General features: G+C 71.1%; 11 protein-coding genes and 1 pseudogene. 7 read left to right on the top strand and 5 right to left on the bottom strand.

The annotated features are described in order from the left end of the window. Positions 1 to 580: pseudogene (locus ACFV4F_RS38840) on the bottom strand (hypothetical protein); the annotation flags it as partial. Positions 581 to 1339: 759 nt separating this feature from the next. Between ACFV4F_RS38840 and ACFV4F_RS38835 the strand changes: the two are divergent. The 3 genes from ACFV4F_RS38835 to ACFV4F_RS38825 are packed head-to-tail and all read left to right on the top strand — an operon-like array spanning position 1340 to position 3968. Then, positions 1340 to 1573, top strand: a complete 234-nt coding sequence (locus tag ACFV4F_RS38835) for a hypothetical protein (protein WP_380509947.1) — start codon at positions 1340 to 1342, stop codon at positions 1571 to 1573. A gap of 29 nt (positions 1574 to 1602) precedes the next feature. Then, positions 1603 to 2274, top strand: coding sequence for an RNA polymerase sigma factor (locus ACFV4F_RS38830; protein WP_380509944.1), 672 nt, complete (start codon positions 1603 to 1605; stop codon positions 2272 to 2274). Next, positions 2271 to 3968: a M48 family metalloprotease gene (locus ACFV4F_RS38825; protein WP_380509941.1), complete on the top strand. Its 1698-nt coding sequence runs from the start codon at positions 2271 to 2273 to the stop codon at positions 3966 to 3968. The genes ACFV4F_RS38830 and ACFV4F_RS38825 overlap by 4 nt, the downstream gene beginning before the upstream one ends. Here ACFV4F_RS38825 and ACFV4F_RS38820 read toward each other — a convergent pair. Further along, positions 3965 to 4174, bottom strand: coding sequence for a hypothetical protein (locus tag ACFV4F_RS38820; RefSeq protein WP_380509938.1), 210 nt, complete (start codon positions 4172 to 4174; stop codon positions 3965 to 3967). The genes ACFV4F_RS38825 and ACFV4F_RS38820 overlap by 4 nt on opposite strands. A 212-nt stretch (positions 4175 to 4386) precedes the next feature. Between ACFV4F_RS38820 and ACFV4F_RS38815 the strand changes: the two genes are divergently transcribed. Beyond that, positions 4387 to 4902, top strand: coding sequence for an NUDIX domain-containing protein (locus tag ACFV4F_RS38815; RefSeq protein WP_380509936.1), 516 nt, complete (start codon positions 4387 to 4389; stop codon positions 4900 to 4902). A gap of 203 nt (positions 4903 to 5105) precedes the next feature. Next, positions 5106 to 5879 (top strand): aminoglycoside adenylyltransferase domain-containing protein, encoded by a 774-nt coding sequence (locus ACFV4F_RS38810; protein WP_380509933.1) that lies wholly within the window; start codon positions 5106 to 5108, stop codon positions 5877 to 5879. A 182-nt stretch (positions 5880 to 6061) separates the two neighbouring features. Here ACFV4F_RS38810 and ACFV4F_RS38805 read toward each other — a convergent pair whose 3' ends face one another. The 3 genes from ACFV4F_RS38805 to ACFV4F_RS38795 all read right to left on the bottom strand — a co-directional run bounded on the left by ACFV4F_RS38805 (position 6062) and on the right by ACFV4F_RS38795 (position 8039). Continuing rightward, positions 6062 to 6355, bottom strand: a complete 294-nt coding sequence (locus ACFV4F_RS38805; RefSeq protein ID WP_380435318.1) for a hypothetical protein — start codon at positions 6353 to 6355, stop codon at positions 6062 to 6064. 178 nt (positions 6356 to 6533) lie between these two features. Further along, entirely contained in the window at positions 6534 to 7178 is a 645-nt protein-coding gene (locus tag ACFV4F_RS38800; RefSeq protein WP_380435317.1) for an NADPH-dependent F420 reductase, read from the bottom strand. Between the two features lie 48 nt (positions 7179 to 7226). Further along, positions 7227 to 8039, bottom strand: a complete 813-nt coding sequence (locus ACFV4F_RS38795) for an inositol monophosphatase family protein (RefSeq protein WP_380509930.1) — start codon at positions 8037 to 8039, stop codon at positions 7227 to 7229. A 115-nt stretch (positions 8040 to 8154) separates the two neighbouring features. On the opposite strand from ACFV4F_RS38795, the gene ACFV4F_RS38790 reads away from it, so the two are divergent. After that, positions 8155 to 9099, top strand: a complete 945-nt coding sequence (locus ACFV4F_RS38790; RefSeq protein WP_380509927.1) for a LysR family transcriptional regulator — start codon at positions 8155 to 8157, stop codon at positions 9097 to 9099. 350 nt (positions 9100 to 9449) lie between these two features. Further along, a complete protein-coding gene (locus tag ACFV4F_RS38785; protein ID WP_380435314.1) occupies positions 9450 to 9986 on the top strand; it encodes a hypothetical protein in 537 nt (178 codons plus the stop codon). Positions 9987 to 10088: the final 102 nt, after the last annotated feature.

The following is a 10088-nucleotide window of genomic DNA, read 5'->3' as shown; positions in this document are numbered from 1 at the left end:
CCCCAGGGGCGGTGGCGCTACCCCCGGTACGGGCGGTGGCATGGGGCGTCGTCCCGCCGTTGCCCCCGTTGCCGCCCGTCAGGTCGCCTCCGGTACCCCCGGCGGCACCGCCGCCCCCGGCGACCACCAGGAAGGAGCCCGCGCTGACGCTGGAGGCCCCGCCCCCACCCGGCCCTTCCGCCCGGAAACCCGTGGCCAAAATGCCCCCACCCGGAGCGCCGCCGTTGAACCCGCCGGCACCCCCCGTACCCGTGCCGTTGCAGCCCTTGCCGCCCGTGCCGCCGACGTTGACGGTGACCGTCGTCGGGGCGGTGGTCTGCGGGAGAGTGGTGACGACCCGCACTCCCGTCCCGCCCGTGCCCGTGACGGAACAGGAGGTGCCGGTGCTGTCGGCGCCGCCCGCGCCGTCGGCGGTGATCGTGACCACCGCCTGGGCCGGGATGGTGAGGCTCTGCGCGGCGCCGGTGAAGCCGAAGGTGAACACCGGGTCGGCGCCTCGGGTCCGCACCGGGGTGGTGGCCGGCGCGGACCCCGTTGCCGCGGCGGCCACGGGGATCACCCCGGTACCGGCCAGCACCACGCACACTCCTCCCACGACCCCGGCCCGCCACCACCGCGCACGAGCGTGGACGCCTGCCTCTCCTCCGGCGACGGGATGTCCTGGGGCGTGGTGTCTGATCACTGGCGTCTCCCGATGTGATGGGCTGGAGGTGAGGCTTCGGGGTACTGGATCACGCGACCCGGGCAGCGGTGGTATCCATGGTCCGGAGCGCGGTCAACAGGCACAGCGTGACGACCGGACGGCCCTCGTGCCCCGATTGCTCCGACAGCGGCATGCCACACACCATCACACCGGGCGGCACGCGAACTCATTGAGCCGGCCAAGGCTGGGCCCGCCGGTCAGTCGTTGCCTTAGATGATGCGGAAGTCGCACTCGACGCCGTCGGGGAGGGCCGCCGGCGCCTTCTGGCATGCCTCACTCTCGTACACCTCGACAGCCTGCCGACTGGGCTGCCGACTGCGCGCGATGGCACCGAAACCCCGTACCAGTCAGGCAACTTCGCCCCGGAGCACTTGCCCGACTTGCCCGACACCCACCGGGCACCCTGGACAAGAGTTCGAGATGAACTCACGGGTCCCTGCGGGCCACACGTCCAGGGGCGCGCGCCGACCGGCACGGGGCTCGGCACCAGGGGCCGGTCTCGGGCTCCTCTTGACGAATGTGATGTGAATCACATGCGTGCGACTGCTGTGGGACTAAAGGTTTTCCGCTCAAGACCCCTTTCACCGTGCGAGGTTGGCGCAAGGAGCGCCGCCGTCGACGAGAGGAGGCGGGGAGATGTGGGAGACGGTCCTGCTGGCCGTGTGCGCCGGCACCGTCAGGCTGGCGCGCCAGCTTGTGTCCTACCGGCTGGCGGTAGTGCGGGAGCGCACGCGCGGCGCCGTACTGGAGAGCCTTGTCCTCGCGGCCGGGCCCGGGGCGACGGTGGAGGACCGGCAGGCGGACGGGAGCGTCCTCCTGGTGCGCGGAGCACGGTCGAAGTCGAATCACACACAGGAGACGACGTCATGACGTCAGATCAGGGAACAGCGCGACCCCGGATGGAACCTCCCGAGGAGTTGGAGGAGTTCGTCCGGGTGACCCAGGGCAGGTTGCGCATGCAGGCACGCTTCCTGTGCCAGGACGGGGAGACCGCGGAGGAGTTGGTCCAGGAAGCGTACGTCCAGGCCAGCCGCATGTGGTCACGTCTGCGCACGATGGACCACCCCGAGGCGTACCTGCGGCAGATCATGCGCAACGAGTTCCTCGACCGGGTCGAGCGGCGCACCAGGGAGCGTGCGAGCTGGTTGCAGGCGGGAATCCCCGCGCAGGCGAGGATCGAGGTCACCGTCGAGACGCGCCAAGTCCTCGCGGCCGTGCGGGAACTGCCGGAGCGGCAGCGGGAGGTGCTGGTGCGGTTCTGCCTCCAGGCTGAGCCGCAGCGGGCGATCGCCGAGGACCTGAAGATCTCCGCCACCACGGTCGCCGTCCACGTGAAGCAGGCCCGCAACAACCTGGCGAAGCGGCTCGGGATCACCTCGCAGGAGCTCTGGTCCGACTTCGACTCGCTGGTGGACGCGCCGGCCGGCGGGCTGCAGGATCAGCTGATGGTCGAACTTCTGGACGCGGCCCTGTGGTTGGAGGACGCCTTCGAGCACGACCAGCTCGGTCTCGATCTGCTGCTGGAGCGGCTGGCCGAGGCGTGGGCCCAGGACGCCGGGAGGCGCGGGTGAGGCCGTCGCTGTTCCTCGTTTCCCTGCGGGCCCTGCTCGCGGTCGCCATGCTGTTCGTCAGCTACCTGGTCCTGCTCGCCGCCGTGGCCGTCTATGCGGCGTTCCTGTCCCTCCTCGCGGCGGCACCGCCGGACGACGTCGCCAGGCTCCTCTTCACGGTGATCACCTCCACGCCCGTCGTCGCGGCAGTCCTTCTCGCGTTGTGCGCGGCGGGTCGTCCGGCCCGGGGCCCGGAGGGTTCGGTCGAGGTGGCCCCGGAGGAGGAACCGGCCCTGTGGAACACCGTCTACGATCTCGCCGAGCGGTTGGGGGTGCGCCCGCCGACCCGGCTGTACCTGATTCCCCAGGCCAACGCCATGGTCCTCGAACACGCCATGCTGCTCGGGCTGCTCGGTGGGACCCGTCGGCTCTACCTGGGGATGCCGCTGCTGGTGGGGTTGACACAGGGCGAGCTGGAAGCGGTGATCTGCCACGAGCTCGGCCACTACGCGGGACGCCACACCGCCCTGTCGTCCGTCACCCGCCGCGGGACCGCCGCGCTCGGATCCATCCTCGAACGCCTCGGTCGGCACCCGATGGTCCAGGCCGAGAACGGCTACCATCCGGCCTACGCCTGGTACTGCCTGTTCTCCGGCTACGCCCGGGTCTACCTCCGGCTGACCGCGGCGGTCGGGCGGCGCCAGGAGTTCGAGGCGGACCGGATGTCGGCCCAGGTCGTCGGAGCGGCGGTGATGGCCGACGCCTTGCGCAACGTGCACTCCCTGGCGCTCGCCTGGGCCCGGCTGGTCTCCGACTACCTGGAGCCGGTGGCCCGGGCCGGCTGGCTGCCGGACGATCCCTTCGCCGTCTTCGCACAGATGCTCGCCGACCCCGAGTACCAGGACACCCTGCGCCGATGGCGGGACTCGCCACCGGACCGGCCCGTCTCCCGGTTCGACAGCCACCCCCCGCTCGCGGAACGCCTGAACGCCCTCGCGCACCGCGCGAACGGAACCGCACCGTGCCGCGAACCGGTCCCCGCGATCGGCGTGCTGACCGACCTCGACCAGCGGACCGTCGAACTCAGCCTGACCGTTTTGCCACAACACGCCGGCGACCCGGAGACGACCTGGTTGGCGACGGCGGCCTGGGCCTCCACCGCGGCGGCGACGCTTACCGGCGAGAGCGCCCAGGCCCTGGCCCGGGCCGCCGGCCGGAGCGGCCGCACCACACGGCCCAGCCTGAGGACCGTTCTGGAGGCCCTCGCCAAGGCCCCGGAGACACTGGCTCCTGCCCGCTCGCTGCCCGGTGCCCTGCGCGCACTGCTCGACCAGGTGCTCGTCCGTGACGGGCTGGCCACCGGCTGGCGGCTGTCCTGGGTCGGGCAGAGCCGCGCGGTCGCCGACCGGGCCCTGCTGTCCGAACTGCACGAGCTGACCGTGGCCGTCGACGCCCAGCGGCTGGAGGCCTTCCTGCGGACGCTGCCCGTCGATCTCGCGGCGCCGGTGCTCGTTCGGCGCCCGGTGTGCCAGGAGGAGGTGCCGCCCGCCGATCCCGACGAACGGATCGAGCTGCCGGCCGAACTCCTACCGCACGATGGGCCGGAGGATGACGAGCCCCTTCGCCAGAAGCATCCGGTCATCAAAACGGCCGCAGCGCTGATCCTGCTGCTGATCGTGCTGGGGTTCGCCTTCGGCGGAGCATCGCTCGGCTAGGAGCCGTCCGGTGTCGGCATCAGGACGGTCCACAGGGCGGAGGCCTGGCCGCGATCGCGCGCGGTGAGCTCCTCCAGGCCCCGGCCCTGGCCGAGGAGTTGCTTGACGCGCGGGATCGCCTCGCCGTCGGGGCCGATCCGGTTGCGGACCGTCTTGGCGTCGCCGTCGATGACCGTCCGGTACATCACCTCGGCGGTGAGCGACACCGGTGACCGCGGCCGGCCGTGCGGCGGGCGTACTTCATCTGTTGCGCTCCTTGAGGCGGCACGGGTCACGATGGCCGCCCCGCGCGCCCGGCGAGGGGGAGAGAACGCGGACGCGCGGAGCGACGAGCCCGGCCGGCCATCGGGGCGTGGCGGCCTTCGTCCGGCATCAGCGTGAGCTGTGTCTGTCAGTGCCCTCTGGCATCGTGTGCGCCATGGCCGAACTGGTGGAACGCGTCGACGAGGAAGACCACGTACTGGCAGTCGTCGAGCGGGGCGAGGCGATCCGCCAGCAGTGGCTGCATCGCGTCGCGACGACCGTCTGCCGCGACCCCGAGGGCCGGATCCTGGTCCACCGACGTCCCGACGACGACTCCCGCTTTCCCGGCCGGTACAACTGGCTGCTGGGCGGCGCCGTCAACGTGGGTGAGACGTACGAGGCCGCAGCGGCCCGGGAGCTCGCCGAGGAGATCGGTGTCCGCACCTCCACACGGCTCGTCTTCAAGTACCTCTGCCGCGGAGCGATCAGCCCCTACTGGCTGGGCGTGCACGAGGCCACCATCACCCAGCCGATCACGCCGGACGCCTCGGAGATCGCCTGGCACACCTGGCTCACCGAAGCCGAACTCCGGGACGCGATCCGCAGCACGACCTTCGTCCCCGACGCCCAGGAAGCCTTCACCCGGTACCAGGCTCTGACCGATCCGCCGGCACTCCCCCGAGGCGAGTGACCTTCCGCCCAGGAGACCGCCACGCGATCCGCCCGCTGGAATCTCGATTGCTCAGCGAAGGGGGCGACGGCTACCGTCCATCCCATGACGTCGTACTGCTTCGCCGCAGGGCAGATCCGCCGCGCCTGAACGCGGCGGCACATCCCGTTCATCTCCGCCGCGCCCGTGAGCCCCTTCCACTTCAACGGGTATGGAGATCACCCATGTTCACCCCGTACCGGGAGCTGGACGCGTTCCTGGACGAGTTCGTCCACGCGGTCCGCGCCATCCTCGGCGACACGTTCGTCGGTGCCTACCTGCAGGGCTCCTTCGCACTGGGCGCCGGAGACCTGCACAGCGACTGCGACTTCATCGTCGCCACCACCGTCCTGCCCACCGGGGCCACAGAGGCAGAGCTCCGCCGGCTCCACGACGAGGTTCCCACCCGTCCGGGCTTCTGGACCAAGCACCTGGAGGGCTCCTACGCGGACACCACGTCCCTGCGCACCGTCGCCGGGCTCGGAACACCGTGGCTGTTCTGCGACCACGGCCACCGCGAGCTGATCTGGGACGCCCACTGCAACAGCCCGCACACCCGCTGGATCCTCAGGAACCACGGAATCACCCTCGCCGGCCCCCCGGTCACCGACCTCGTCGACCCAGTGCCACCCCAGGCCCTGCGCCAATCGATGCGCGAGATGCTGCCGGGCCTCATGGAAGACCTGCGGACCTGGGCCGACTTCGACCTGGCCTGGAGTCAGCGCTACGCCGTCACCACCTACTGCCGGGCACTGTTCACCCTGCACACCGGCGAGGTCGCCTCCAAGCGCGGCGCACTCGAATGGGCGCGCGAAACCCTCGACCCGCGCTGGCGCCCCCTGCTCACCCAGGTGATCCAGGACCGGGAGCTGGGCTGGGACCCGGCCGACCCGCCACGACCGGGCAGCCTCGAAGCGATGTACGCCTTCGGTGCCTACGCGGAGTCTTTCACCGGCTGAACCGAGCCCACGCCCGCTTCCGGTACCCCGTCGAACGAGGCGTGGCCACCTTCAAGCGCCGGCGGGTCTTCCGTCACCCCCGCTGCAGCCCGAGCCGGCTTACGTCAGCGGCCAAGGCCGTCCTCACCCTGGAGCAGCAAGGCCGAAAAGGCTCAGGGAACTGATAATCCGTCAATTACATGTCAGGAAGGATAGATGAGTGAACCAAGCGGCGGACAGGGAATGGTCAGCGTGCTGACGCCAGGGCGCTCGACGAAGGCGCGGGCGGCGATGGCCTGGCGGCGCTGGGACTCCAGGTCGTCCGCCCGCCAGGCGTCCCGCCGCACGCGGGCGTCGTCCCGGTTGTAGGAGACGGCGCTGACGGAGGCGTTGCCGGCGGCGCGGCTGATGTCCGCCTTCATGATGGCGCGTTGGAGCACGGTCTGCGTGGCGGCGAGGTCGATCCGGGTGATCAGGACCCCAGGGGTATTCGGCACCCGGGTCGGTATGGGGGCTATGGGGAGCGAGGCAGGATCTCGGCCGCCGCGCCCGAGGGACGGCTCTGTACTCGGGAACGGGCGTCCCCTTGCAGCTCAGCGAGCGTTGTCCGTGCCGGCGCCCGGCCGGCTCGCACGAGCCCGCTGCTGGTTTTGGTCCGGACCCGGTCTTGATGGGTCAGCGGGCGAGGGAGACGGCGAAGGGCTTGAAGCCGTGTCGGCGCAGGATGTGGGGAACCACGAGGATCATGGCCTCGGTGGCGCGGGCTGTGGTGATGCCGCCGAGGTCCTCGATCCATGCGGGCTGCCAGCCCAGGTCGCCGAGCAGGCCGGTGACGGTCTTCTTCGCGTTCTGGTCGTCGCCCGAGAGATAGGCGGTCGGTGGGACGGCCAGGGTTTCGGGAGCGGTCATGACCATGAACAACATGGTGTTGAGGGTCTTGACCACATGGGTGTCGGGGAGCGCGGCCTGGAGCTTCTCGGCGAGGCTGCTGCCGGGGTAGCACAGGTCGCCGGGCAGGCCGTCGTCGGTGTCGCGGATGGCGTTGGAAACGTCGACGAGGAGTTTTCCGGAGAGCTCGGTGCGCAGGCCGGCCAGGCGGTCCAGGGAGGTGTCGCCGGGCGTCGCGTTGATCACGATGTCCGCGGTGCGGGCGGCGGTGCGCTGGTCGGCGAAGGCGATCTGCGGGGCGATGCCGGCGGCAAGGACTGCGGTCTCTTCCGGGTTCCGGACACCGAGGGTGACACGGTGTCCGGCCGCGGCGAGCTTGCCGGCGAGGTTGGCGCCGACGCGGCCGGCGCCCAGGATGCCGATGCTGGTCATGAGGTGATGCTCCTTGCGGTATCGGGTGGGTGGGGCGGAGGTGTCCGGTCAGGCGATGGTCGACAGGACCTTGAGGGCGGCGGTGTGGATGCCGGGGGCGGCGGCCAGGAAGTCGCGGCTGCCGGTGTGCCAGGGTTCGCCTGCCAGGTCGGTGACGGTGCCGCCGGCCTCGGAGACCAGCAGGGCGCCGGCGACCAGGCCGGAGCGGACGTCGGAGAACTGCCAGAAGGCGTCCGTGCGTCCGGCGGCGACGTGGATGAGCTGCATCGTGGCGGGCACGGACACGCGCACGACCAGGCCGTTGATGAGCATGGCGGTGACCGAGTCGCCGATCCGCCGGAAGGTGCGCACGTCCTCGCCGGGCCTGGCCTGGCCGGTGCCGATGAGCGCGGCGCCCAGATCGGTCTTGGTGGACACGTTCAGGGGCCGGCCGTTGAGGCGGGCACCGCCGCCGGCGACGGCGGTGTAGGTGTCGCCGGTCAGCGGCAGGTGGACGACGGTGAGGACCGGCTGGTTGTCGCGGACCAGCGTGGCGGTGACGGCCCAGTCCTCCATGCCGTGGACGTGGTTGATGTTGCCCTCGGCGGGGTCGACGACCCACCACTCCCCGGGCGGGAGCGCACCGCCGGCCAGCTCGTCCTCGGCCCACCGCGATCCGGGCCGGGCCCGCAGCAGTGGCTCCCGCAGCACGTCCAGCACCGCGTCGTCGTTGGCGTGGATCTCGGCGACGACCTCGTCCAGACTCACGCCCCGGGCGTGCGAGGTGTGGCGGTCGCGCAGCGTGAGGCCTGCGGTCTTCACCGCGGCGGTCACCTCGGGCAGCAGCGTCGTGTCGGCGGCGAAAGGCATGGCTGTGCTCATGGCGGGCTCCCTGCGTTCGATGTGTGCGGGCGGCTTGTCTCGCGCCTGCACTTCGAAGGTAGGACCCCCGGTCATTAACAACAAGTGCATGCTATTCACTTATAGAGTTACTGGCATGCAATTGGATCTGAACCTGCTCACGGCCCTGGACGCACTGCTGGAAGAGGGCAGCGTCGCCGGCGCCGCAGCACGCCTCCACGTCACCGCACCGGCGATGAGCCGCTCCCTGGGCCGCATCCGCAAGGCCACCGGCGACCAGATCCTGGTCCGCACCGGCCGCAGCATGGTCCCCACCACCCGCGCACTGGCCATGCGCGCCCAGGTCCACGCCCTCGTACAGCAGGCCCACCAACTCCTGTCCGCACAGCAAGAACTCGACCTGGCAGCTCTGGACCGAGTGTTCACCGTGCGCTGGCACGACGCCCTGACCGCCGCCTGCGGCACCGCCCTGATCACCGCCGTCCACCGCCAGGCCCCCGGCGTCCGGCTGCGCCTGTCGGCCGAACCCGGGACGGACGACGCCGAGCTGCGCCGCGGTGAGGTCGACCTCGAATCGAGCGCCGGCGCCCCGACGCTCCCGGACATCCGCCACCGCCTGGTCGGCAGCGACCGGTTGGTCGTCGCCGTCCGACCAGGCCACCCCCTCACCGAAGGTCCGCTGAGCATCGAGCGCTACGCAGCCGCCGAACACCTCACCGTTTCGCGACGCGGAAGCCTGCGCGACCCGATCGACGACGCCCTGACCACCCGCGGCCTCGAACGACGCGTCATCGCCGCCGGGCCCACCACCGCCTTCGCCCTGCAACTCGCCCTCGACACCGACCTGGTCGTCACCCTCCCCGACGCGGTCACCCGCGCAGCCCGGGAACAACTCGGCCTCGCCACACTGCCGCCGCCACTCCCGCTGCCCGAGGTCCCCCTGTACCTGCTGTGGCACCAGCGCTACGACGACGACCGCGCCCACACCTGGCTGCGAGACCTGGCCACCGAAACCGTCCAGGCACTATTCGCGCCACCGACCACCCCTCAACAGCCCCTCACCAACCGGACCGGGCAGTGACGGATACGCCCGGGGAAAGGCCTCCGGCAGCCGACTCGCGCTCTTGTGAACACACAACCGGAGTGCGGCGACCGACACTCGGCGGGGTGTGGCCGTCCGCGGGGGATGCAGGCCCACTGCGCGCATACCGCGAGGGTTGACGGACCGCTGCCCCACTGGGCTGACGACCGCACCTCCCGCTGCCCGGCAGCATGTGCATGCACTCGCCGGAAGGCGGCCGAGTGAACAACTCATCGGCCCGGGGCGGCCGTCGGCGGCAGCTCGTGAGCCGGCCGGCCGTACGTGCCGCCCAGCCTTGCCGGATCGAGTGAACTGCCGTACCGCAACCCAGAGACGGAAGGAACCGATCCATGGATCTGCGCAAGCGCATGACGACGCTCGCAGTCACCACCACCCTCGCAGGACTCGCCACCCTGGGCCTGACCGTTCCCGCTCAGGCGGCCGACGCCGGTCCCGTCGCCGACGTGTCCTCGGAGTGGGTCGCCGTGCCCACGAGCGACGCCGACGGGACCGTGAGCGCCGGCGCCGCCACGCCGTTCGCTCAGACCGTCGGGACGCCGAACCTCCCCAAGGGCTGCGCGTCGCCCGACCTGTGGAAGCCGTACCCGCGCAAGATCGGCCGGGACTGGTACGTGGAGGCCGGCGGCCGGCTCTACGACTGCGGCCTCACCCACCTGTCGCTGGAGCTGCAGAAGAACGGCCACCAGGTCGACAAGAAGACCGCCACGCGCAAGGGTGACATCAACCCCAGGTACAAGTGCCGCAACTTCAGCAGGAACAACTACACGATCGTGGCCACCTGGACGAAGCCGAAGCCGCAGTACCCCGGATTCGAGATCATCCAGAAGTGGGTCAGCCGGAGCCCGGAGCGTCTGAACTGCGGCTGACGAAAGCGCCGGACGCGCGGGGGGGGGGCTGGGGGGTCTCTGTGTGGGGTGGGTCAGCGGCGACGACCGACTCTCTCACCGCCGCGCGCCAGCCCCTCGGGG

The organism is Kitasatospora sp. NPDC059722 (assembly GCF_042733235.1).
GTDB lineage: Bacteria > Actinomycetota > Actinomycetes > Streptomycetales > Streptomycetaceae > Kitasatospora.
The sequence above is the reverse complement of the archived record's forward strand: the minus strand, read 5'-3'. Positions and strand labels throughout refer to the sequence as shown.

Bases quoted from the DNA above. Each gene is read 5' to 3' on its own strand.
- ACFV4F_RS38835 (WP_380509947.1), top strand. From the start codon at position 1,340: ATGTGGGAGACGGTCCTGCTGGCCGTGTGCGCCGGCACCGTCAGGCTG.
- ACFV4F_RS38830 (WP_380509944.1), top strand. From the start codon at position 1,603: ATGGAACCTCCCGAGGAGTTGGAGGAGTTCGTCCGGGTGACCCAGGGC.
- ACFV4F_RS38815 (WP_380509936.1), top strand. From the start codon at position 4,387: ATGGCCGAACTGGTGGAACGCGTCGACGAGGAAGACCACGTACTGGCA.
- ACFV4F_RS38810 (WP_380509933.1), top strand. From the start codon at position 5,106: ATGTTCACCCCGTACCGGGAGCTGGACGCGTTCCTGGACGAGTTCGTC.
- ACFV4F_RS38800 (WP_380435317.1), bottom strand. From the start codon at position 7,178: ATGACCAGCATCGGCATCCTGGGCGCCGGCCGCGTCGGCGCCAACCTC.
- ACFV4F_RS38795 (WP_380509930.1), bottom strand. From the start codon at position 8,039: ATGAGCACAGCCATGCCTTTCGCCGCCGACACGACGCTGCTGCCCGAG.
- ACFV4F_RS38790 (WP_380509927.1), top strand. From the start codon at position 8,155: ATGCAATTGGATCTGAACCTGCTCACGGCCCTGGACGCACTGCTGGAA.
- ACFV4F_RS38785 (WP_380435314.1), top strand. From the start codon at position 9,450: ATGGATCTGCGCAAGCGCATGACGACGCTCGCAGTCACCACCACCCTC.